Here is a 21,560-nt window from a genome sequence, read left to right on the forward strand (position 1 = left end):
TCCCCTTATCGGATGAACAGGTTGGCCGCGGCCTCGTTGGCCACGTCCAGCATGGGCTGCGGGAAGATCCCCACTCCTACCGTAACGAGCACCGCCACGGCGATGACGGCCACGGTGCCCATACTCGGCTGGGCGATCGACGGGCCGTCGGCCGCCGGCTCGCTGAAGAACATCAGCACGATGACGCGGACGTAGAAGAACGCGGCCACCGCCGAGGCGACGACGCCCAGCACGACCAGCCCGGTCATCCAGCCGCCCATGGAGTCGCCCCGCTCCGAGCCGCTGGCCAGGGCCGCCGCGAACACCGCGTACTTCCCGAAGAAGCCGCTCGTCAGCGGGATGCCGGCGAAGGCGAGCAGGAAGAAGGCGAAGATGCCCGCCAGCAGCGGCGACCGCTTGCCCAGGCCCGCCCAGCGCGACAGGTGACCCGCCTCGCCTCCGGGGTCCCGGATCATCGTGACGACCGCGAACGCGCCGACCGTCGTGAAGCTGTAGACCAGCAGGTAGAACAGGATGGCCGACAGCGAGCCGGAGTTCTGCTGGCTCTTGTCGAACGTGGCCATGACGCCGATGAGCAGGAACCCGGCGTGCGCGATCGAGGAGTAGGCCAGCATCCGCTTGATGTCGGTCTGCGTGATCGCCAGCACCGCACCCACGATCATGGTGAGGGCCGCGACGGCCCACATGACCGGACGCCAGTTCCAGTCGAGGTTGCCCAGGCCGACCCAGAACACCCGCAGCACGGCGCCCATGGCGGCGACCAGCGTGCCCGAGGCCATGAGGGCGGTGATCGGGGTCGGCGCGCCCTGGTAGACGTCCGGCTTCCACGCCTGGAACGGCGCCGCGCCGATCTTGAACAGCAGGCCGACGCCCAGCATCGCGAACCCGATCAGCAGCAGCGGGTCGAGCAGCGAGCCGCCGGCCAGGGCCTTGTTGATGCCCGGCAGCGACACGGTGCCGGCGTAGCCGTAGAGCATGGCCGTGCCGTACAGGAAGAACGCCGAGGAGAACGCGCCCAGCAGGAAGTACTTCATCGACGCCTCCTGCGACAGCAGGCGGCGCCGGCGGGCCAGGCCGCACAGCAGGTACAGCGGCAGCGACATGACCTCGAGGCCGACGAACATGGTCAGCAGGTCGTGGGCGGCGGGGAACAGCATCATGCCGCCCACCGCGAACAGCAGCAGCGGGTAGACCTCGGTGTGGCCGCCGCCGCTGGCCTCGGCCTCCTCCTCGTCGGAGCTGCCGGGCACCGCCGCCGCCGAGGCGACGAAGTGACCCTCGTCGTTGACGAGCAGCACGCACACGAACGACAGGACGAGGATGATGCCCCAGATGAACAGCGAAGGCCCGTCGACCGCGACCGCGCCCATGGCCACCGCCGCGCTGGGCGTGCCACGCATGATCACCTGTACGAGCACCAGGGCGAACGCGCCGCCCAGGGAGATCAGCGTGAGCGGTACCTGCATCACCTTGCGCAGGTAGCGGGGCGCGAACGCCTCCACGAGCACGCCGAGCACCGCCGCGCCGAAGACCAGCAGCATCGGCGCCAGCGTGCCGTACTCGATCGTCGGCGCCTGCATGATGTCACTCACTGACCGGCCCCCTTCTCAGCGATAGCCGGGTTGTCCACCTTGACGTTGACCAGCGTCTGGGTCACCGCCGGGTTGATCACGTCGAGCAGCGGCTTGGGGAAGAAGCCGAAGCCGATGATCAGCGCGACCAGCGGCGCGAGCACGACGATCTCGCGCACGTTCAGGTCCTTGAACGCCTTGACCGGCTCGGCGGTGGGCCCGTTGAGCGTCCGCTGCACCATCCACAGGATGTAGACGGCCGCCAGGATGACCGCCACCGCCGACACGACGGCCGCGACGGTCAGCGCCCCGGACCCGTGGGCCGAGCTGGAGTACGTACCGGTCATGACCATGAACTCGCTGACGAAGGACGACAGTCCCGGCAGCGAGAGCCCGGCCAGACCGGCGATCAGGAAAAAGCCGGCGAGCAGCGGAGCCACCTTCTGCACCCCGCCGTAGTCGGCGATGTGCGGCGAGCCGCGCCGGGCGATGAGGAACCCGGCGGCCAGGAACAGCGCGCCGGTCGCGAAGCCGTGGTTGACCATGTACAGCGTGGCGCCCGACTGGGCGACCTGCGACATGGCGAACACGCCCATCACGATGAAGCCGAAGTGCGAGATCGACGTGTAGGCGATGAGCCGCTTCATGTCGGTCTGCCCGATCGCCACGATCGCGCCGTAGATGATGCTGATGACCGCGAGCACCACGATCGGCATCGTGAACGCCTTGGCCGCGTCGGGGAACAGCTCCAGGCAGAAGCGGAGCATCCCGAACGTGCCCACCTTGTCCAGCACGCCCACGAGCAGCACGGCCGCGCCGGCCGGGGCCTGGGCGGCGGCGTCGGGCAGCCAGGTGTGGACCGGCCACAGCGGCGCCTTGATGGCGAAGGCGATGAAGAAGCCGGCGAACAGCCACTTCTGCGTCGCCGGGTCCTGGATGGCGCCGACGAGCTCGGGGAACATGAACGTGCTCTTGCCCGCGACCACGTACAGCCCGATGACCGCGACCAGCATGAGCAGGCCGCCGAACAGCGAGTAGAGCAGGAACTTGACGGCCGCGTACGACCGCTGCGCCCCGCCGTACGACCCGATCATGAAGTACATCGGGATGAGCATGGCCTCGAAGAACACGTAGAACAGGAAGATGTCGGTCGCCGCGAAGACGCCGATCATCATCGCCTCGAGGACGAGCAGCAGCGAGAAGTACGTCTTGACCGACCGCTTCGGCGTGATCAGCGTGCCGTCGGCGGAGCGGACACCGTCGGCGTCGTGCCACGAGGCCAGCACCACGATCGGCACCAGCACCGCGGACAGCACGATGAGCACCAGCGCGATACCGTCGACGCCGACCCCGAAGTGGACGCCGAAGCTCGGGATCCAGTCGTAGACCGCGGCGAACTTGAACCGCTCGCCCTTGGCCGACGGGAACTGGAACGCCATGACCAGCGTCAGCACCAGCACGACCAGCGAGACCGCCAGCGTGACCTGCTTGGCGACCTGGTCGGCGCCCTTGGGCAGCAGGGCCACCACGACGGCCCCCAGCACGGGCACCGCCAGGAGTATGGGGAGCCAGAGTGACGACATCAGATGTTCCCAACGAGGAGCAGGGCGCCGGTCAGCAGGGCGGCACCGATCAGGATGGACAACGCGTAGGTTCTGGCGAAGCCCGTCTGGATCCGCCGCAGGCGGCCCGAGGTCCCGCCGATGCCCGCGGCCAGCCCGTTGACGACTCCGTCGATGCCGCGGTTGTCGAAGAACACCGCGATCCGGGTGAGCCACTGACCGGGCCGCATGAACAGCGACTCGTTCAGCGCGTCACCGTACAGGTCGCGCCGGGCGAACGTGGTGAGGAACGAGCCGCGCGGCTGGACGGCGGGCACCTCGGCCCGGCCGTACCGCACCCAGGCGAACGCGGCGCCGACCGCCACCAGCGCCAGCGTGGCGAGGCCGGGAACACTGGCGAAGTGGAACGTGGGCAGCTCTTCGGGACGCCCGACCGCGGGCGCGAGCCACAGCATCAGCCTGTTGCTCAGGATGAGGTAGCCACCGAGGAAGATCGAGCCGATCGACAGGATGATCAGCGGCCACGTCATGACGGCCGGCGACTCGTGCGGGTGCGCGTCCTCCGCCCACCGCTTCTCACCGAAGAACGTCATGAAGATCATCCGGGACATGTAGAAGCCCGTGATGCCCGCACCGGCGACGGCCAGCCAGCCGAGAACGGGCTGGTGATGGACGGCCGTCTCGATGATGCCGTCCTTGGTGAAGTAGCCGGACAGCAGCGGGAACCCGATGATCGCCAGGTAGCCGATGATGAACGTGACGAAGGTGACGGGCATGTACTTGCGCAGCCCGCCGTACTTCCGCATGTCCACCTCGTCGTTCATGCCGTGCATGACCGAGCCGGCGCCGAGGAACATGTCGGCCTTGAAGAAGCCGTGCGTGATCAGGTGGCCGATGGCGAAGGCGTAGCCCGCCGGGCCGAGGCCCGCGCCGAGCATCATGTAGCCGATCTGCGACATCGTCGAGCCGGCCAGGCCCTTCTTGATGTCGTCCTTCGCGCAACCGATGATCGCACCGGCGAGCAGCGTGGCCGCGCCGACGATCGCGACGGCCAGCGCCTGCGCCGACCCCTCGGGGAAGAAGAACGCGCCCGAGCGGACGACCAGGTAGACGCCGGCGGTGACCATGGTGGCGGCGTGGATGAGGGCCGAGACCGGGGTCGGGCCCTCCATCGCGTCGAGCAGCCAGGACTGCAGCGGGAGCTGCGCCGACTTGCCGCACGCGCCGAGGAGCAGCAGCAGGCCGACCGCGGTGAGCGTGCCCTGCGACATGCTCCCGACCTTCTCGGTCAGGTCGCCGAAGGCGAACGTGCCGGTCGCGGTCCAGATGATGAACATGCCGACGAGCAGCCCGAAGTCACCGACGCGGTTGACGACGAACGCCTTCTTGGCGGCGACCGCGGCCGACGGCTTGAACTGCCAGAAGCCGATCAGCAGGTACGAGGCCAGGCCCACGCCCTCCCAGCCGATGAACAGGCCGACGTAGTTGTCGGCCAGCACCAGCAGGAGCATCGCGGAGACGAACAGGTTCAGGTACGCGAAGAACCTGCGCCGGTCGGGGTCGTGCGACATGTAGCCGATCGAGTAGATGTGGATCAGCGATCCGACACCCGTGATCAGCAGCGCGAAGCTGATCGACAGCGGGTCGACGAGCAGCCCCATGTCGACCATGCCGGGGATGAACTCGTACAGGTGCACGGCCTGACGCCGTTGCTCGGCGGGCAGGCCGATCATGTCGAAGAACGCCAGCACCGCCACGACGAACGAGGCGAGGGACATGGCCACGCCCAGCAGATGGCCCCACCGGTCGGTCTTGCGCCCGAGGATCAGCAGGATCGCCGCGCCCAGGAGCGGGAAGGCGATCATGAGCCACGAGACGCCGATCACGCCGCCGGTGGTGTGCTGGACGATCTCAGCGGGAGATTCCACCAGTCACCTCTTAGTACTTCAGCAGGTTGGCGTCGTCTACGGACGCGGACCTGCGGGTTCGGAAGATCGTCACGATGATTGCCAGGCCGACGACGACCTCGGCCGCGGCCACCACCATCACGAAGAACGCGATGATCTGGCCTTCGAGGTTGCCGTTCTGGCGGGCGAAGGTGACGAACGCGAGGTTGCAGGCGTTGAGCATGAGCTCGACGCACATGAACACCACGATCGCGTTGCGCCGGATGAGCACGCCCATCGCACCGATGGCGAACAGCAGGCCCGAGAGGACCAGGTAGTGCGTGGTCACTTGGAGTCCTCCTCGGCCTTGTGCTGGATGGCCTCGGCCAGGCGCGGGTCGTCGGGGAGGTGGCCCTCCTCGACGTCGTAGCGCGCGATGTAGCGGTTGACCGAGTCCCCCGCGACGGTCCCGTCGGGCAGCAGCGCCGGCATGTCGATGGCGTTGTTGCGCGCGTACGTGCCGGGGCCGGGCAGCGGGGACGGCCGGTCGCCGCGGAAGCGGGCCCGGGACAGGTCCTTCTGCGTGGCCTTCTCGGTGAGCCGCTCGCGGTGCGCCAGCACCATCGCGCCGAGCGCGGCGGTGATCAGCAGCGCCGAGGTGATCTCGAACGCGAACACGTACTTGGTGAACAGCAACAGCGCCAGCGACCGGATGTAGCCGGCCGTGCCGACCGCGCCCTCCAGGCCCGCCTGCGGCGCGAAGACCGCGTTGCCGAAGGCCAGGATCACCAGCACGGCGAACCCGATGGCCGCGATCGCCGCCCAGAACCGCTGGCCCTTGATCGTCTCGACCAGCGAGTCGGACGAGTCGACGCCGACCAGCATGAGCACGAACAGGAACAGCATCATGACTGCGCCGGTGTAGACGATGATCTGCACCGCCGCCAGGAACGGCGCGTCCTGCACCGCGTACAGGACGGCCAGGCAGAGCATCACGGTGCCGAGCATCAGCGCGGAGTAGACGGCCTTCCGGTTGAAGACCATGCCGAGCGCCGCGCCGACGGATACGACGGCGAGCACCCAGAATGTGACGGTCTCACCCATTGGTCCGTCCCAGCCGGTAGTAGTCCTCTTCGGTCTCGCCGAGCCGCATGGGGTGCGGAGGCTGCTCCATGCCCTGGGTGAGCGGCGCGAGGAGCATCTCCTTGGTGTAGATGAGGCTCTCGCGGCTGGTGTCGGCCAGCTCGTACTCGTTGGTCATCGTGAGCGCCCGCGTGGGGCACGCCTCGATGCAGAGACCGCACAGGATGCACCGCAGGTAGTTGATCTGGTAGGTGCGCCCGTAACGCTCGCCCGGGGAGAAGCGCTCCTCCTCGGTGTTGTCCGCGCCTTCGACGAAGATGGCGTCGGCCGGACACGCCCAGGCGCACAGCTCGCAGCCGACGCACTTCTCCAGGCCGTCGGGCCACCGGTTGAGCTGGTGGCGGCCGTGGAAGCGCGGAGCCGTCGGCCGCTTCACCTCCGGGTAGTTGACCGTGACGGGCTTCTTGAACATCGTGTGGAAGGTGACCCCGAAGCCCTTGACGGGGTTCAGCCAATCAGTTAGTCCCACTGGGAATCTCCTTGTGCTGCACCCCGTGGTAGTGCGGCAGATCGAGCGGCGGCACCGGGAAGCCACCTGCCGCCGGGTCGCTGGTCAGCTCCTCGAACTCGGCCTCGACCTGGGCCTTCTTCGCTTCCCTGCGCCGCTGGTTGACGGTGTCGAACCGGAGCCAGATGGCGATGGCCCCGATGACGATGACCACGCCGAGCCCGATGGACAGCATCGAGGTGTCCTTGTTGACCACCACGTTGCGGACCGCCGCGACGATGAGGATCCAGGCCAGGTTGACCGGGATCAGCACCTTCCAGCCCAGGGACATGAGCTGGTCGTAGCGCACGCGCGGCAGGGAGGCCCGTACCCACACGATGAAGCAGAACGTGAGCACGAACTTGATGAAGAACCACAGGACCGGCCACCAGCCCTGGTTGGCCCCCTCCCAGAGGGAGATGGGCCAGGGCGCCCGCCAGCCGCCGAGGAACAGCGTCACCGCGATGCCGGAGGCGGTGAACGTGTGAAGGTACTCGCCCATCATGATCAGGGCGAACTTCAGGGAGGAGGAGTACTCGGTCTGGAAGCCGCCGACCAGCTCGCCCTCGCCCTCGGGCAGGTCGAACGGGATGCGGGCGGCCTCGCCGAACATGCAGACCACGTACACGAGGAACGACGGGATCAGCAGGACCGCGTACCAGGTCTGCTCCTGCGCCTTGACGATCTCCGAGGTGGACAGCGTCCCGGCGAACAGGAAGACGCCCACGAAGGACAGCCCCATCGCGATCTCGTACGAGACCACCTGCGCCGCCGACCGCAGACCGCCGAGCAGCGCGTACGGCGAGCGGGACGACCAGCCGGCGAGCACCACGCCGTAGACCGAGATGGCGCCCATGGCCAGCATGAACAGCACGGCCACCGGCAGGTCCACGAGCTGCAGCGGCGTCTGCACGCCGAACAGGTTGACCACCGGCCCGATGGGCACGATCGAGAAGGCCAGGAACGCCGGGACCACCATGATGACCGGGGCCAGCAGGTAGAGCACCTTGTCCACGGTCCGCGGGAAGAGGTCCTCCTTCAGGCCCATCTTCAGGCCGTCGGCCACGGACTGCAGCAGACCGAACTTGCCGGCCCGGTTGGGGCCGTAGCGGTTCTGCATCCGCGAGATGAGCTTGCGCTCGAACCAGACGCCGAACAGGACGCCCAGCATCAGGAAGACGAAGAGCAGCACGGCCTTGATGATGGTGATCCAGAGCGGGTCCTTGCCGAAGTCGGCGAGGGTCGGATCGGCCGCGAGAACATGGTTCATGAGGCGCTCCCGATGGTGACGATGTCGCCGGCCACCGCGCGCAGGTCGCGGGTGACCGAGCAGCCGCCGGAGTTCGCCGGCACCCAGATCACGCGGTCGGGCAGGTCCGCGACGCGGACCGGCAGCGTGACCGGGTTCGGGCCGGGGCCGCCGACGACGAGCTTGTCGCCGTCCACGACGCCGATCTCCGCCGCCGTGCTCTCCGAGACCAGCGCCTCGGCGGCGCGGGCGGTGCCCGCGAGGTAGGGCTCGCCGTCCTGCAGCCGGCCTTCGTCCAGCAGCAGGTGCCAGGTCGCCAGCACCGCCTGACCGGCCGCCGGGGCGGCCTGCGAGCGGGTGGAGACTCCGGGGGCGGCGACGCGGGTGCCGCGCCAGGCGCCGATGGCGCTCAGCTCGCGCCGGACGGTCTTGGCGTCCGGCAGGCCGAGGTGCACGTCCATGCGGTCGGCGAGGTTGCCGAGGACGACCAGCTCGCTCTGCAGGCCGGGCACCCTGAGCGGCGCCTCGAACGAGCGTCCGCGGCCCTCCCAGTTGACGAACGTGCCGCCCTTCTCCTGCACGGCGGCGACCGGCAGGACGACGTCGGCCCGGTCGGTGACCGCGCTGGCACGGATCTCCAGGCTGACGATGAACGGCGTGCGCTCCAGGGCGTCCAGCGCGGCGGCCGGGTCGGCCAGGTCGTAGGGGTCGACCCCGGCGACGACGAGCGCGTCGAGGTCGCCCTGCGCCGCGGCGGCCAGGATGCCGGCCGTGTCGCGGCCGGGGACGGCGGGCAGCGAGGCGACGTTCCACGCCCGGGCGATCTCCGCCCTGGCGCTCTCGTCCTCGACCGGCCGGCCGATCGGCAGCAGGTTGGGCAGCGCGCCCGCCTCGACCGCGCCGCGCTCACCGGCCCGGCGCGGCACCCAGGCCAGCCGGGCGCCGGAGGCGGCGCTGAGCCGGAGGAGGGCGGACAGGGCGCCCGGGACGGTGGCGAGCCGCTCACCGGCGAGCACGACCGTGCCCTCGGGGAGGCTGCCGACCAGGTCGCCGATCGCGTCGGCCTCGCCGCCCGGCGCGGTGCGGATGAGCGTGCCGCCCATCTTGGCCAGGCCCGGGGTGGCGAACGGCGCGATGGCGGTGACCTTGAGGCCGCGCTTCGTCCACGCCTTGCGCAGGCGCAGGAAGACGATCGGCGACTCCTCCTCGGGCTCGAACCCGACGAGCAGCACGCCGGGCGCGCTCTCCAGGTCGGCGTAGGAGATCTCGATGCCCCGACCGGCGACCGCGTGAGCCAGGAACGCCGCCTCCTCGGCGGAGTGCGGCCGGGCGCGGAAGTCGACGTCGTTGGTGCCGAGGGCGACGCGGGCGAACTTGGAGTAGCCGTACGCCTCCTCGACCGTGACGCGCCCGCCGACGAGGACGCCGGCCCTGCCGCGGGCGGCGGCCAGGCCCTGGGCGGCGACGCTCAGCGCCTCCGGCCACGAGGCGGGCACGAGCACGCCCTCCTCGTTGCGGACCAGCGGGGTCTTGAGGCGGTCGGGCTGCGTGGCGTAGGTGAACGCCCAGCGGCCCTTGTCGCAGTTCCACTCCTCGTTGACCTGCGGGTCGTTGCCGGCGAGGCGGCGGGTGACCCGGCCGCGCCGGTGGTCGGTGCGCAGCGAGCAGCCGGACGCGCAGTGCTCGCACGCGCTCGGCGTGGAGACCAGGTCGAACGGCCGCGCCCGGAACCGGTAGGCGGCGCCGGTCAGCGCGCCGACCGGGCAGATCTGCACGGTGTTGCCGGAGAAGTAGGACTGGAACGGCGCGCCGTCGGCGACGCCCACCTGCTCCTTGGCGCCGCGCTCGAAGAACTCGATGAACGGGTCGCCGGCGATCTGGTCGGAGAAGCGGATGCAGCGGGCGCACTGGACGCACCGCTCACGGTCGAGCAGCACCTGCGTGGACAGCGGCAGCGGCTTGGGGAAGGTCCGCTTGTGCTCGTGGAAGCGGGACTCGCCCTGGCCGTTGGACATGGCCTGGTTCTGCAGGGGGCACTCGCCGCCCTTGTCGCAGACCGGGCAGTCCAGCGGGTGGTTGAGCAGCAGGAACTCCATCGCCGCGCGCTGCGCCTTCTCGGCGACCGGCGAGGTGAGCTGGGTCTGCACCACCATGCCCTCGGCGACCTCGATCGCGCACGACGGCTGCGGCTTGGGAAAGCCGCGGCCGTTGCCCGCGTCGGGGATGTCCACGAGGCACTGGCGGCAGTTGGCCGCGGGGTCGAGCAGCGGGTGGTCGCAGAAGCGCGGGATCTGGATGCCCAGCAGCTCGGCCGCCCTGATGATCAGGGTGCCCTTGGGGACGCTGACCTGGAACCCGTCGATCGACAGGGTCACCAGGGTGGTCTCTACGGCGGTTGTTGTCACTGGTCACCCCAGAGAGTGGACTTCTTCGCGTCGAACGGGCAGCCGCCGACCTCGAAGTGCTTGAGGTACTCGTCGCGGAAGTACTTCACCGAGGAGTGGATCGGGCTGGTCGCGCCGTCGCCGAGGGCGCAGAAGGAGCGGCCCAGGATGTTGTCGGCGATGTCGGTGATGGTGACCAGGTCGTCCTCGGTGCCCTGTCCGGCTTCGAGCCGCTTGAGCACCTGCTTGAGCCAGTAGGTGCCCTCGCGGCACGGCGTGCACTTGCCGCACGACTCGTGGGCGTAGAACTCGGTCCAGCGCAGCACGGTGCGGACCACGCAGGTGGTCTCGTCGAAGATCTGCAGCGCGCGGGTGCCGAGCATGGAGCCCTTGGCGCCGACCGCCTCGAAGTCGAGCGGCACGTCCAGGTGCTCGTCGGTGAAGATCGGCGTGGACGAGCCGCCGGGGGTCCAGAACTTGATCTGGTGCCCCTCGCGGATGCCGCCCGCCATGTCGAGCAGCTCCCGCAGGGTGATGCCCAGCGGCGCCTCGTACTGGCCGGGCCGGGTGACGTGGCCGCTCAGCGAGAAGATGCCGAAGCCCTTGGACTTCTCGGTGCCCATCCCGGCGAACCAGTCGGCCCCGTTGGCGATGATCGAGGGAACACTCGCCACGGACTCCACGTTGTTCACGACAGTAGGCGAGGCGTACAGGCCCGCCACGGCCGGGAACGGAGGCTTGAGTCGAGGTTGGCCCCGGAAGCCTTCGAGCGAGTCGAGCAGCGCCGTCTCCTCGCCGCAGATGTACGCCCCGGCACCGCTGTGCACGACGAGCTCCAGGTCGTAGCCGGAGCCGAAGATGTCGGTGCCCAGGTAGCCCTTCTCGTACGCCTCGCGCACGGCCGCGTGCAGCCGGCGGATGACGTGCAGCACCTCGCCGCGCACGTAGATGAAGGCGTGGTTGGCGCGGATGGCGTAGGCGGTGATGATGACGCCCTCGACCAGCGAGTGGGGGTTGGCCATCATGAGCGGGATGTCCTTGCAGGTGCCCGGCTCCGACTCGTCGGCGTTGACGACGAGGTAGTGCGGCTTGCCGTCGCCCTGCGGGATGAAGCCCCACTTCATGCCGGTCGGGAAGCCCGCGCCGCCGCGGCCGCGCAGGCCGGAGTCCTTGACGGCCTGGATGACCGCGTCGGGGTCCATGCCGAGCGCCTTCTTGGCCGCCTCGTACGGCCCGTAGCCGTCGAGGGTGAAGGAGTCGGGACGGTCCCAGTTGGCGGTCAGGACGGGAGTCAGGGTGACGCTCATGCCTCTGGGGCCTTCCATCCGTTGGCCTTGGCGACCTTCAGGCCCTCCAGCGAGGCGCCGGCGGCCGACGGGCCCTCGCCCGCGAGGTCGTCGGGCAGGCCGGCGAGCACGCGCGAGGCCTCCTTGAAGGTGCACAGCTTCTTCGGGCCCCGGGTCGGCCGCACGTCCTTGCCGTCACGCAGGTCGTCCACGAGCTGCTTGGCGGAGTCGGGCGTCTGGTTGTCGAAGAACTCCCAGTTGACCATCATGACCGGGGCGAAGTCGCAGGCGGCGTTGCACTCCAGGCGCTCCAGCGAGACCTTGCCGTCGGAGGTGGTCTCCTCGTGACCGACGCCGACGTGCTCGCTCAGCTCCTCCCAGATCTGGTCGCCGCCCATGACCGCGCACAGCGAGTTGATGCACACGCCGACGTGGTAGTCGCCGGCGGGCCTGCGCTTGTACATGGTGTAGAAGGTGGAGACGCCGACGACCTCAGCCTTGCTGAGGCCCAGCATCTCCGCGCAGAACTCCTGGCCGGCGTCGGAGACGTAGCCGTCCTCCGACTGCACCAGGTGGAGCAGCGGCAGCAGGGCGGAGCGCGCCTTGGGGTAGCGGCCGATGATCTCCTTGGCGTCCCGCTCGAGACGCTCACGGACTTCCGGTGAATAAGTCACCGGTCCACACCTCCCATGACGGGGTCGATAGAAGCCACCGCGGCGATGACGTCGGCGATCTGGCCGCCCTCCGCCATCGCGGGGAAGCCCTGCAGGTTGCAGAAGGACGGCTCGCGGAAGTGCACGCGGTAGGGGCGGGTGCCCCCGTCGCTGATCACGTGGGCGCCGAGCTCGCCCTTCGGCGACTCGATCGAGGCGTACGCCTGCCCGGCCGGCACCCGGAAGCCCTCGGTCACCAGCTTGAAGTGGTGGATGAGGGCCTCCATGGAGCTGCCCATGATGTGCGCGATGTGATCGGGCGAGTTGCCGAAGCCGTCGGGGCCGAGCGCGAGCTGCGCGGGCCAGCCGATCTTCTTGTCCTCGATCATCACGGGGTCGCCCTTGAGCGGGCCGGCGATGCGGTCGAGGGCCTGCTCGACGATCTTGAGCGACTCCTCCATCTCGCGCATGCGCACGAGGTAGCGGGAGTACACGTCGGCGCCGCGCTCGGTGGCCACTTCGAACTCGTAGGTCTCGTACCCGCAGTAGGGCTGCGACTTGCGCAGGTCCCACGGCAGGCCGGCGGCGCGCAGGATCGGCCCGGTGATGCCGAGGGCCATGCAGCCGGTCAGGTCGAGGTAGGCGACGTCGCGGGTGCGGCTGAGGTAGACCGGGTTGGCGTCGAGGAGCTTGCGGATGTCCTTGATCCGCTTGGGCATCTCCTTGAGGAACTCGCCGACCTTGTCGACCGCGCCCGCGGGCAGGTCCACGCTCACGCCGCCGGGGCGGATGTAGGCGTGGTTCATCCGCAGACCGGTGATGTACTCGAAGAGATCCATGATCATCTCGCGGTCGCGGTAGCCGAAGAGGAACGGCGTGGTCGCGCCCAGCTCCATGCCGAACGTGCCCATCGCGACCAGGTGCGAGGAGATGCGGTTGAGCTCCATCATCATGACCCGGATGGCCTGGGCCCGGTCCGGGATGCGGTCCTCGATGCCGAGGAGCTTCTCCACGCCCAGGCAGTACGCCGTCTCGTTGAAGATCGGCGACAGGTAGTCCATGCGGGTGACGAACGTGGTGCCCTGGGTCCACGTCCGGTATTCCATGTTCTTCTCGATGCCGGTGTGGAGGTAGCCGATGACGCCGCGCGCCTCGGTGACCGTCTCACCGTCGAGGGTCAGGACCAGGCGGAGCACGCCGTGCGTGGACGGGTGCTGCGGGCCCATGTTGACGACCAGGCGCTCGGTGTCGGAGTCGCGCACCCCGGCGGTGACGATCTCGTCCCAGTCGGCGCCGGAGACCGAGTAGACCTTGCCCTCGGTCGCCTCGTCGTAGCCAGTGGTCACGAGTATGCCCTCCTGTGGTCCGGCGAAGGCACCGTGGCGCCGCGGTACTCGACCGGGATGCCGCCGAGCGGGTAGTCCTTGCGCTGCGGGTGGCCGTCCCAGTCGTCCGGCATCATGATCCGGGTCAGCGCGGGGTGGCCGTCGAAGACGATGCCGAAGAAGTCGTACGTCTCACGCTCGTGCCAGTCGTGGCCCGGGTAGACGCCGACCGTCGAGGGGATGTGCGGGTCGGAGTCGGGGCAGCTCACCTCGACCCGGACGCGCCGGTTGTGCGTGATCGAGCACAGGTGCAGGACGGCGTGCAGCTCCTCGCCCGCCAGGTGCGGGTAGTGGACGCCGGACACGCCGAGCGACAGCTCGAAGCGCAGGGCCGGGTCGTCGCGCAGCTTCTGGCAGACCTCGACGAGGCGCTCGCGCTTGACGTGCAGGGTCAGCTCGCCCCGGTCGACGACCACGCGCTCGATCGCGTCGTCGAGGGCCAGGGTGTCGACGATCTCGTCGAAGTAGCTCCCGTACGGGCGGGGCGTGGACAGCTGCGGCGCCCGCCGCACCACCAGGCCGCCGTAGCCGGAGGTGTCACCCGAGTCGGACGTGCCGAACATGCCGCGCCGGACGACCGGCGCCTCGGGCACCTCCGGAGCCGCCGGGACCTCGGCCCCGGGGACCTCGGGGAGGTTGTCTGGGGAGGTCACTTGGCAGCCCCCTGGTCGATCAGCGGAAGCTGGCGCAGGGCCCGCAGTTCGAGCTCGTCGATCTGCTTGGCCCGGTGTGCGCCGAACTTCATGTTCTGGATCTTGTCGTGTAGCTTGACGATCGCGTCGATCAGCATCTCCGGCCGCGGCGGGCAGCCCGGCAGGTAGATGTCGACCGGCACGACGTGGTCGACGCCCTGCACGATCGCGTAGTTGTTGAACATGCCGCCGCTGGAGGCGCACACGCCCATCGCGATGACCCACTTCGGCTCGGCCATCTGGTCGTAGATCTGCCGCAGCACCGGGGCCATCTTCTGCGACACGCGACCCGCGACGATCATCAGGTCGGCCTGGCGGGGAGACGCCGAAGCGCGCTCCATGCCGAAGCGCGCCAGGTCGTAGTGGGGGCCACCGGTGGCCATCAGCTCGATGGCACAGCAGGCGAGACCGAAGGTGGCCGGCCACACGGAGTTCTTGCGCGCCCATCCCGCGGCCTGCTCGACCGTGCTGAGGATGAAGCCGCTGGGGAGTTTCTCTTCAAGTCCCATTTTCAGTCCCAGTCCAGACCCTTGCGGCGCCACACGTACGCGTAGGCCGCGAGCACGGTGACGATGAACAGCAGCATCTCGACCAGCGCGAAGATGCCGAGGCCCGAGGCGAGCACACGGCCGTCGTCGCCGTGCAGCGGGGCGAACGACACGGCCCACGGGTAGAGGAAGATGATCTCGATGTCGAACACGATGAAGAGCATCGCGGTCACCATGTACTTGAGCGGGAACCGTCCGCCACCGACCGGCTGGGGCGTCGGCTCGATGCCGCATTCGTAGGCGTCAAGCTTGGCGCGGTTCCAGCGCTTGGGTCCGGTGAAGGGGGCGATGGCGACCGAGAAGATCGCGAAGCCCCCCGCGAGAACGGCGAGCACCAGGATGGGCACGTAAAGGTCCATCGCTACGCCTCCTCTGGAGTCGCCGCGCGCGCGGGCGCGCAGCCTGGTCTATGGATGTGCCGGGTGTGTGCGGGATTCATGCTGGCGGCGCGACCTTCGAGAGTGCGTTGATGATCTTGTCTGACGCATTGCCCCGCCGGTCGGTGAGATTACCAAGGAGTTTGAGCGCGAAGCGCATCAGCCTCGGGTGCGGCAGACCATGGCGGGTGCCGAAGCTCATGACGCCGGGCTTGCCGATGGCCTCGACGAACCACCGGCCAAGGGTGAAGTACCCGCCGTAGGCGTCCTTCAGCACGTCAGGATAGGCGCGCAGGGTGCGCTCGCGCTGGGCGGGCGTCGTGTCCCTGCGCAGGGCCCGCTCGATGACCTCGGCCGCGATCTCGCCGGTCTCCATGGCGTACGCGATGCCCTCGCCGTTGAACGGGTTGATCGCGCCGCCGGAGTCGCCGACCAGGACGAGACCGCGCGTGTAGTGGGGCTGCCGGTTGAAGGCCATGGGGAGCGCGGCGCCGCGGATGGGGGCCGTCATGTTCTCCTCGGTGAAGCCCCACTCGGCGGGCATCGCCCTGCACCACCGCTTGAGCAGGTCGCGGTAGTCGATGTTCTTGAACTGGGCGCTGGTGTTGAGCAGCCCGAGACCGACGTTGGCGGTGCCGTCGCCGACGCCGAACACCCAGCCGTAGCCGGGCAGCAGCGTCTCGTCGTCCCAGAGCTCCAGCCAGGTCTCCAGGTAGTCGTCGTCGTGGCGGGGGCTGGTGAAGTAGGTGCGCACGGCCACGCCCATCGGGCGGTCCTCGCGCTTGTGCAGCCCCATGCCGAGGGCCAGCCGGGTGCTGTTGCCGTCGGCGGCCACCACGATCCGGGACCGGTAGGTGGCGCCGTCCTTGGTCGTCACCCCGACCACGTGGCCGCTGCGGTCGTCGAGGACCGGGCCGCTGACGTTGACGCCCTCCATCAGCCGCGCCCCGGCCTTGACGGCGTTGGCGGCGACGATCTGGTCGAAGTCCTGCCGGGTGCGCACGAGGCCGAAGTCGGGGAAGCGCTCCAGCTGGGGCCAGTCGAGCTCGAAGCGCAGGCCGCCGCCGACGACCCGCAGGCCCTTGTTGCGCACCCAGCCGGGGGCGTCGATGTCGATGCCCATGTTCATCAGCTGCTTGACCGCGCGGGGCGTCAGCCCGTCGCCGCAGACCTTCTCCCGGGGGAAGGTGGTCTTCTCCAGAAGCAGCACGTCGAGCCCGGCCCGGGCGAGGTGGAAAGCGGTGGCGGAACCGGCGGGACCGGCGCCGACGACGATGACGTCGGCATCGTCGTCAGGCTTTCTGGCTGTGGGCACGGTCACTGGACTGTTCCTGTCCTACACGCTCGAAGGCCTCGGGGTGTCTGGCGCCTTCGTTCCTTTGTGAACCCCTTCACAAACTTGTCGGCCCGCAGTCTAACGCTTTTCCGGTACATAGTGGCAGTCGGGGCCTGCCGCTTTGACCAAACCGTCGCCGGAAGCGAATTTCGCTCAACCCCGTCCCGGCGTGTCCCGCATCGTGGACCCGGCTCAGGCCGGTTTGAACCCCCGGTGGATGGCCACGATCCCCAGGTCCAGGTTGCGCCAGGCCACCCGCTCCCAGCCGGCCCCCTGCATCGTGCGGGCCAGGGTCGCCTGGTCGGGCCAGTCCCTGATCGACTCGGCGAGGTAGTCGTAGGAGGCGCCGTTGGAGCCGAAGACGCGGGCCACCACGGGAAGAAGCCGCATCAGGTACTGGCGGTAGACGAGATCGAAGGCCGGCACCGTCACGCGGGAGAACTCCAGCACGACCAGGCGCCCGCCCGGCCTGGTGACCCGCAGCATCTCGCGCAGCGCCTGGGCGGTGTCGTGGACGTTGCGCAGCGCCACCGAGATGGTCACCGCGTCGAAGGAGTCGTCGGCGAAGGGCAGCCGCATCGCGTCGCCCGCGACGAACGGCACGCCCGGCCCGCTCAGCGCGTTGCCCCCGCGCCTGCGCACACCGGTGTGGAGCATGCCCAGCGAGAAGTCGCAGGCGATCGCGCGCGCTCCCAGCGTGGTGAAGGCGTCGGTCGAGGTGCCCGTGCCGGCGCCGAGGTCGAGGACCAGCTCGCCGGGTCCGGCGTCGACGGCGTGGGCGACGGCCTTGCGCCACAGGCGCACCTGGCCCAGCGTAAGCACATCGTTGACGAGGTCGTAGCGCCGGGCGGTGCGATCGAACATCGCGGCGACCTGGTCCGGCTGCTTGTCCAACTGAGCACGCGTCATGGGACCAAGCCTATGGCCACGGCGACAATCAACGGAAAGTAAGCGTATGACCACGAAGAGTCTGCTAGAACTTGGCGAATGTTTTCCCGAGTCACACTCGCGGCGCTCCTCGCGACCGCCCCCGTCGCGCACGCCCGGGTGGTGTCGGCCGACCCGGTCGACACCACGCCGCACGTCCTCGACGGCATCGTGAACGCGATCGCGCTGGTCGGTGGCACCGTGGTGGTGGGGGGCTCGTTCACCGAGGTCTCCGGCGCCGACCGGTCCGGCACGGTGGCGCGCGACAACCTGTTCGCCTACGACCTGGCCACCGGGCGGATCCTGCCCGGCTTCGCGCCGGAGGTCGACGGCCCCGTCCACGCCCTGGCCGCCGGCGACGACGGCACGGTCTACGTGGGCGGCGACTTCCCCGAGGTCGACGGCGCCCCCCTGGGGCCGCTGGCGCGGCTCAGGCTGGCCGACGGCTCGGCGGTGCCGGGCTTCGCGCCGCGGGTCACGGGCGGCATGGTCACCACGCTGGCCCGGCGCGGCTCCCAGGTGTACGCCGGAGGCGACTTCACCGGCCCCCGCACGGCGCTGGCCCGGCTGGACGCCGTCACCGGGGCGGCCGACCCGCGCTTCGCGATCACACCGGGGGCTCCGCTGACGCCCAAGGTGAAGGTCACCGCGCTGGCCGCGACGGCCGACCGACTGGTGGTCGACGGCAGCTTCACCACCCTGGGCGGGCGCTCACGGCCCCAGCTCGGGCTGATCGACGTCGCCGGCGCCACGGCCCGGGTCGCACCCTGGCGGACCACCGCGTACGCGCCCGCGTGCATGCGCGCGTTCCCCTCGTACGTGCGCGGGCTCGACGTCTCACCGGACGGCCGCTACTTCGTGGTCGTCACCACGGGAGGACCGCGCAGCGGCCGGCTGTGCGACTCGGCCGCCAGGTTCGAGACGTACGCGACGGCCTCCGAGGTGCGGCCCACCTGGGTCAACAGCACCGGCGGCGACTCGCTCTACGCGGTGTCGGTCACCGGGGCGGCCGTCTACGTGGGCGGCCACCAGCGCTGGATGAACAATCCCGGCGGCCACGACTCGGCCGGACCGGGCGCGGTGCCCCGTGAGGGGATCGCGGCCATTCATCCGATGACAGGTAAGGCGCTCAGTTGGAATCCCGGGCGGGAGCGCGGCATCGGGGTCAAGGCGTTTCTGGCCCACCCCGGCGGACTACTGGTTGGTAGCGACACGACGAGACTCGGACGGGAGTACCATGCCCGGATTGGCATGTTCCCCCTGCCCTAGTCGTCGTGCGGCTTCGGCCGGTTGATCTTGTTGGTGAGGCGTGTGCTCATGGAGTCTCGCTGCTTGGACAGCACGACATAGCTCACGACTCCGCTGACCAAGAATGAGACGACGATCAGCCAGAACAGGTTTTGCAGGCCCAGCAGGAAGAGCAGGCCGGCGGTCACGAGGAAGAGAACAATCCTCAACAGGGTGTAAACGAGAACGGGACGCACACGTCGAGGTTACTCGCCGGCTAGTGCGGTCGCTCTTCGCATCCGGCGCGAGCGCTGCTACTGTTCCCAGTCAGGGAGTTTCGTAAAGAAACACCCACGAGAGCCCCAAAGAGGCTCTATCATATAACAATCGGGCAGTCAGCTGATAACAACCCGTGATCTTTGTCGAAAACCACGGATAAATCAGGCTTCGCTCGACACACTTGTTACCTGTCCGCCCGCTGGCAGGAAGCGGGATGCGAGGGGGAGAGATTGGTGGAGAGTAGCAGCGAGCGTCTGCTGACCCCAGGAGAGGTTGCCGCCCTCTTCCGGGTAGACCCAAAGACGGTTACGCGCTGGGCTGCGGCAGGCCGCATCAGCAGTATCCGCACCCCCGGAGGGCACCGGCGCTTCCGCGAGTCGGAAGTGCACGCCCTTCTGCGAGGCGAGGACGTCCTTACGGCCGATCGGCCGGCAGGCGAGTCCCCGCGCGTCTGACGTTCCGTCTTCGGTGATCCTGCGCGCCAGGATCACCGCGGCGGGATGCCGTTCTGGATAGGTACGGCACGCCGGGCGCCAACCGCTGACCGTGGCTGGCGCCTGTCCAGGACGGTCCTCCCCGGCCACCGGCCGCGCGGCTAGGTCTCCTCCTGCTCCATCCTGGCCCGTCCCGCGTTCTCCGCCCCGACCTGCTCCGCCCGGCCCGCGTTCTCGGCCCCCAGCTGCTCCGCCCGGGCCCTGCCCGCGTTCTCGGCCCCCAGTTGCTCCGCCCGGTACGCCAGGAACTCCCGCTCCAGCTCGTCGTTGCCCGCCTGCCACCTGCCGCGCCGCTCGGCCAGCTCGTCCTCGGTCAGCGACTCCGGCAGCCACCGGTCGTAGTCGGGGTCGCCGGGTTCGAGGTCCACGTACGCGTTCGCGATGAGGCGCCCGTCTTCGCTGGTCAGGGTCCGCGGCACGCGCAGGGTCCCGTCAGCGAGCCGGATGACGTACATGGCTGATCACCTAGATTCCGTAGCGCCGGTTGAAGAACAGCATGACGTCGAGCGCCATCCGCGTGTCGCCGTTCAGCATGTCGACGAGCGCCGGGCGCTGCCGCGAGGCGATCGCGGCGAAGGCGTCGGCGAAGAACTCCTTGCGGCCAAGACCGCCTCCCTGCCGGTGGAAGGCCGAGGCCAGCAACGGCGTGGCCTGCTCGTACAGGGCCACGAACTCCGCCGAGTCGGACACCCAGTCACCGTACGTCGAGTCGATGTCGTCGATGGCGTGACCCACCTCGTGCATCATCACGTCCGGCGTCGGCGACGGCCGGTCGCCCACCACGATCTTCCGGTCGCCGTACGCGCCGGCGCAGATGTCCCAGGTGGCGCGGCCCGAGGGCAGTGGGGCGCCGCGCAGGTAGCCCATGTCGTCGAGGTCCGGGACGCCGCCGTGGCCGACGTAGATGCCCTCCAGACCGTCGGCCAGCAGGTCCTTGAGCCGTTCCGGGAGCCTGGCGAGGCTCTCCACGGCCCGGATCACCTCCGGCGTCGGCGGGCCGAGCCGGGCGTCCCACTGGCGGTGCAGGACCGCCTCCAGCCTGCCGCAGTGGCGCAGCCCGTCGCCCAGGGACGGGGCGTCAGGCCGATTCGGCTGGGCCCTGGGCGGCAGGTCGTCGAGCTCGAAGTCGTACCAGGTGTACTGGGGGCGCTCCACCACGGCGGCGGGCAACCGCTCGGGCGCCTCCCACCTGCGCCGCCGCTCCCACAGGCGGGACGTCTCGCCCTGCCCCGGCGGCGCCCGGTGCGCCTCGCGAGCCGCCCTGTCACGCTCCAGCCGGTCCCGCTCCAGCCGGTCACGTAAGGAGCGGCTGTCGGGCCCGCGGGAGGACTCGCGTGGCGGCTCCTGTACCGGGCGTTCCGGGCGGCGGAGGGACGGGGCGCCGTAGGCCCAGAAGGAGCGGTCGGCGTCCGGGGGCGCCTCGCTGCGCCGGGAGAAGAGGTACGAGCCACGCCGCCACCAACGACCCCGCCGATGGCGGCCCTTGTCGTTAGAAAAGGCCATCGCACCTCTCCACGCGCACCTCTCCACGCCGTGGCGCCCGCGCGAGCCGCCGGACGGCCGTGGGGCGCCGCCCGGCGAGGGGCTCCGCTGAATCTGTTCCACGGTACGACGCGGATCATCGCGAGTCACCCGAAATGGTGCATGTGGCTGACACGATCACGTCGCAGATGGCTTACAGTTCGGGCATGGCAGGTGTCGTAATCGGCCTGGCGCTGCTGGCCTTCTGGCTCTACTCGCTGTTCGACCTCATCACCACCCCCGAGGAGGAGGTCAGGAACGTCCCCAAGACCCTCTGGCTGCTGATCGTCGTGCTGGTGCCCTTCGCGGGCGGGCTGTTCTGGATGCTGCTCGGCCGCCCCCAGAGCGCGCGTACGGCGGAGCGGGCACCCCGGCGGCGGCCCGACGCGGCCCCCGCCCCCATCCCCAAGGGCCCCGACGACGACCCCGAGTTCCTGCGCGAGCTCGACCGCCGCATGCGCGGCGACGACTGACCGCCTGACGGCTGACCGGCTGACAGCTGACCGGCTCAGCGATCGACCGGCTCAGCGATCGACCGGCTCAGTGATCGGCC

22 protein-coding genes are annotated in these 21,560 nt (G+C 69.6%); 3 read left to right on the plus strand and 19 right to left on the minus strand.

What is annotated here, in order from left to right:
• Positions 1–5: 5 nt before the first annotated feature.
• From nuoN to ACIBG4_RS33760, 16 genes are all read right to left on the minus strand, one after another.
• A complete protein-coding gene (gene nuoN, locus ACIBG4_RS33685; protein WP_310707526.1) occupies positions 6–1,580 on the minus strand; it encodes an NADH-quinone oxidoreductase subunit NuoN in 1,575 nt (524 codons plus the stop codon).
• 8 nt (positions 1,581–1,588) lie between these two features.
• A complete protein-coding gene (locus ACIBG4_RS33690; protein WP_310707223.1) occupies positions 1,589–3,154 on the minus strand; it encodes an NADH-quinone oxidoreductase subunit M in 1,566 nt (521 codons plus the stop codon).
• Positions 3,154–4,998, minus strand: a complete 1,845-nt coding sequence (gene nuoL / locus ACIBG4_RS33695) for an NADH-quinone oxidoreductase subunit L (protein WP_397205715.1) — start codon at positions 4,996–4,998, stop codon at positions 3,154–3,156. Before nuoL ends, ACIBG4_RS33690 begins: the two co-directional genes overlap by 1 nt.
• Before the next feature lie 73 nt (positions 4,999–5,071).
• Positions 5,072–5,368 (minus strand): NADH-quinone oxidoreductase subunit NuoK, encoded by a 297-nt coding sequence (nuoK, locus tag ACIBG4_RS33700; RefSeq protein WP_310707225.1) that lies wholly within the window; start codon positions 5,366–5,368, stop codon positions 5,072–5,074.
• A complete protein-coding gene (locus tag ACIBG4_RS33705; protein ID WP_355441088.1) occupies positions 5,365–6,123 on the minus strand; it encodes an NADH-quinone oxidoreductase subunit J in 759 nt (252 codons plus the stop codon). The genes nuoK and ACIBG4_RS33705 overlap by 4 nt, the downstream gene beginning before the upstream one ends.
• A complete protein-coding gene (gene nuoI / locus ACIBG4_RS33710) occupies positions 6,116–6,631 on the minus strand; it encodes an NADH-quinone oxidoreductase subunit NuoI (RefSeq protein WP_310707227.1) in 516 nt (171 codons plus the stop codon). Before nuoI ends, ACIBG4_RS33705 begins: the two co-directional genes overlap by 8 nt.
• Positions 6,618–7,919, minus strand: a complete 1,302-nt coding sequence (gene nuoH, locus ACIBG4_RS33715) for an NADH-quinone oxidoreductase subunit NuoH (protein ID WP_357621800.1) — start codon at positions 7,917–7,919, stop codon at positions 6,618–6,620. The genes nuoI and nuoH overlap by 14 nt, the downstream gene beginning before the upstream one ends.
• Entirely contained in the window at positions 7,916–10,303 is a 2,388-nt protein-coding gene (locus tag ACIBG4_RS33720; protein WP_397205551.1) for an NADH-quinone oxidoreductase subunit G, read from the minus strand. The genes nuoH and ACIBG4_RS33720 overlap by 4 nt, the downstream gene beginning before the upstream one ends.
• Positions 10,300–11,589 carry an NADH-quinone oxidoreductase subunit NuoF gene (gene nuoF / locus ACIBG4_RS33725; protein ID WP_310707230.1) on the minus strand — a complete coding sequence of 430 codons (1,290 nt, stop codon included), beginning with the start codon at positions 11,587–11,589 and terminating at the stop codon, positions 10,300–10,302. The genes ACIBG4_RS33720 and nuoF overlap by 4 nt, the downstream gene beginning before the upstream one ends.
• Entirely contained in the window at positions 11,586–12,242 is a 657-nt protein-coding gene (gene nuoE, locus ACIBG4_RS33730) for an NADH-quinone oxidoreductase subunit NuoE (RefSeq protein WP_310707231.1), read from the minus strand. Before nuoE ends, nuoF begins: the two co-directional genes overlap by 4 nt.
• Positions 12,239–13,567, minus strand: coding sequence for an NADH-quinone oxidoreductase subunit D (locus ACIBG4_RS33735; protein WP_310707232.1), 1,329 nt, complete (start codon positions 13,565–13,567; stop codon positions 12,239–12,241). The genes nuoE and ACIBG4_RS33735 overlap by 4 nt, the downstream gene beginning before the upstream one ends.
• Positions 13,564–14,259 carry an NADH-quinone oxidoreductase subunit C gene (locus ACIBG4_RS33740; RefSeq protein ID WP_397205554.1) on the minus strand — a complete coding sequence of 232 codons (696 nt, stop codon included), beginning with the start codon at positions 14,257–14,259 and terminating at the stop codon, positions 13,564–13,566. The genes ACIBG4_RS33735 and ACIBG4_RS33740 overlap by 4 nt, the downstream gene beginning before the upstream one ends.
• Positions 14,256–14,807, minus strand: coding sequence for an NADH-quinone oxidoreductase subunit B family protein (locus ACIBG4_RS33745; RefSeq protein WP_175591133.1), 552 nt, complete (start codon positions 14,805–14,807; stop codon positions 14,256–14,258). The genes ACIBG4_RS33740 and ACIBG4_RS33745 overlap by 4 nt, the downstream gene beginning before the upstream one ends.
• A 2-nt stretch (positions 14,808–14,809) precedes the next feature.
• Positions 14,810–15,205 carry an NADH-quinone oxidoreductase subunit A gene (locus tag ACIBG4_RS33750; protein ID WP_310707233.1) on the minus strand — a complete coding sequence of 132 codons (396 nt, stop codon included), beginning with the start codon at positions 15,203–15,205 and terminating at the stop codon, positions 14,810–14,812.
• 76 nt (positions 15,206–15,281) lie between these two features.
• Positions 15,282–16,544: a geranylgeranyl reductase family protein gene (locus tag ACIBG4_RS33755; protein WP_310707234.1), complete on the minus strand. Its 1,263-nt coding sequence runs from the start codon at positions 16,542–16,544 to the stop codon at positions 15,282–15,284.
• 207 nt (positions 16,545–16,751) lie between these two features.
• On the minus strand, positions 16,752–17,468 hold the full coding sequence (locus tag ACIBG4_RS33760; protein WP_397205557.1) for a demethylmenaquinone methyltransferase: 717 nt from the start codon (positions 17,466–17,468) through the stop codon (positions 16,752–16,754).
• Positions 17,469–17,546: 78 nt separating this feature from the next.
• On the opposite strand from ACIBG4_RS33760, the gene ACIBG4_RS33765 reads away from it, so the two are divergent.
• Positions 17,547–18,755 (plus strand): hypothetical protein, encoded by a 1,209-nt coding sequence (locus ACIBG4_RS33765; protein WP_355441068.1) that lies wholly within the window; start codon positions 17,547–17,549, stop codon positions 18,753–18,755.
• Here ACIBG4_RS33765 and ACIBG4_RS33770 read toward each other — a convergent pair.
• Positions 18,752–18,970 (minus strand): DUF4229 domain-containing protein, encoded by a 219-nt coding sequence (locus tag ACIBG4_RS33770; protein WP_355441065.1) that lies wholly within the window; start codon positions 18,968–18,970, stop codon positions 18,752–18,754. The genes ACIBG4_RS33765 and ACIBG4_RS33770 overlap by 4 nt on opposite strands.
• 255 nt (positions 18,971–19,225) lie before the next feature.
• Here ACIBG4_RS33770 and ACIBG4_RS33775 point away from each other — a divergent pair, with 255 nt between their 5' ends.
• The gene (locus ACIBG4_RS33775; RefSeq protein WP_026214226.1) at positions 19,226–19,447 is read left to right on the plus strand and encodes a BldC family transcriptional regulator; all 222 of its coding nucleotides are present in this window, start codon (positions 19,226–19,228) and stop codon (positions 19,445–19,447) included.
• 140 nt (positions 19,448–19,587) lie between these two features.
• Here ACIBG4_RS33775 and ACIBG4_RS33780 read toward each other — a convergent pair whose 3' ends face one another.
• Both ACIBG4_RS33780 and ACIBG4_RS33785 read right to left on the minus strand, forming a co-directional pair.
• A complete protein-coding gene (locus ACIBG4_RS33780) occupies positions 19,588–19,941 on the minus strand; it encodes a hypothetical protein (RefSeq protein ID WP_397205560.1) in 354 nt (117 codons plus the stop codon).
• 10 nt (positions 19,942–19,951) lie between these two features.
• Positions 19,952–20,989 carry a hypothetical protein gene (locus tag ACIBG4_RS33785; RefSeq protein WP_397205562.1) on the minus strand — a complete coding sequence of 346 codons (1,038 nt, stop codon included), beginning with the start codon at positions 20,987–20,989 and terminating at the stop codon, positions 19,952–19,954.
• 185 nt (positions 20,990–21,174) lie between these two features.
• On the opposite strand from ACIBG4_RS33785, the gene ACIBG4_RS33790 reads away from it, so the two are divergent.
• Entirely contained in the window at positions 21,175–21,480 is a 306-nt protein-coding gene (locus ACIBG4_RS33790) for a PLD nuclease N-terminal domain-containing protein (protein ID WP_355441053.1), read from the plus strand.
• Positions 21,481–21,560: the final 80 nt, after the last annotated feature.

The sequence above is a fragment of the Nonomuraea sp. NPDC050383 genome (assembly GCF_044459125.1).
GTDB lineage: Bacteria > Actinomycetota > Actinomycetes > Streptosporangiales > Streptosporangiaceae > Nonomuraea.

Excerpts from the sequence above, each read along its gene's own strand:
- nuoN (WP_310707526.1), bottom strand. The coding sequence starts at position 1,580 with ATGCAGGCGCCGACGATCGAGTACGGCACGCTGGCGCCGATGCTGCTG.
- ACIBG4_RS33690 (WP_310707223.1), bottom strand. The coding sequence starts at position 3,154 with ATGTCGTCACTCTGGCTCCCCATACTCCTGGCGGTGCCCGTGCTGGGG.
- nuoL (WP_397205715.1), bottom strand. The coding sequence starts at position 4,998 with ATGATCGCCTTCCCGCTCCTGGGCGCGGCGATCCTGCTGATCCTCGGG.
- ACIBG4_RS33705 (WP_355441088.1), bottom strand. The coding sequence starts at position 6,123 with ATGGGTGAGACCGTCACATTCTGGGTGCTCGCCGTCGTATCCGTCGGC.
- nuoH (WP_357621800.1), bottom strand. The coding sequence starts at position 7,919 with ATGAACCATGTTCTCGCGGCCGATCCGACCCTCGCCGACTTCGGCAAG.
- nuoF (WP_310707230.1), bottom strand. The coding sequence starts at position 11,589 with ATGAGCGTCACCCTGACTCCCGTCCTGACCGCCAACTGGGACCGTCCC.
- ACIBG4_RS33745 (WP_175591133.1), bottom strand. The coding sequence starts at position 14,807 with ATGGGACTTGAAGAGAAACTCCCCAGCGGCTTCATCCTCAGCACGGTC.
- ACIBG4_RS33750 (WP_310707233.1), bottom strand. The coding sequence starts at position 15,205 with ATGGACCTTTACGTGCCCATCCTGGTGCTCGCCGTTCTCGCGGGGGGC.
- ACIBG4_RS33760 (WP_397205557.1), bottom strand. The coding sequence starts at position 17,468 with ATGACGCGTGCTCAGTTGGACAAGCAGCCGGACCAGGTCGCCGCGATG.
- ACIBG4_RS33765 (WP_355441068.1), top strand. The coding sequence starts at position 17,547 with ATGTTTTCCCGAGTCACACTCGCGGCGCTCCTCGCGACCGCCCCCGTC.
- ACIBG4_RS33780 (WP_397205560.1), bottom strand. The coding sequence starts at position 19,941 with ATGTACGTCATCCGGCTCGCTGACGGGACCCTGCGCGTGCCGCGGACC.
- ACIBG4_RS33785 (WP_397205562.1), bottom strand. The coding sequence starts at position 20,989 with ATGGCCTTTTCTAACGACAAGGGCCGCCATCGGCGGGGTCGTTGGTGG.
- ACIBG4_RS33790 (WP_355441053.1), top strand. The coding sequence starts at position 21,175 with ATGGCAGGTGTCGTAATCGGCCTGGCGCTGCTGGCCTTCTGGCTCTAC.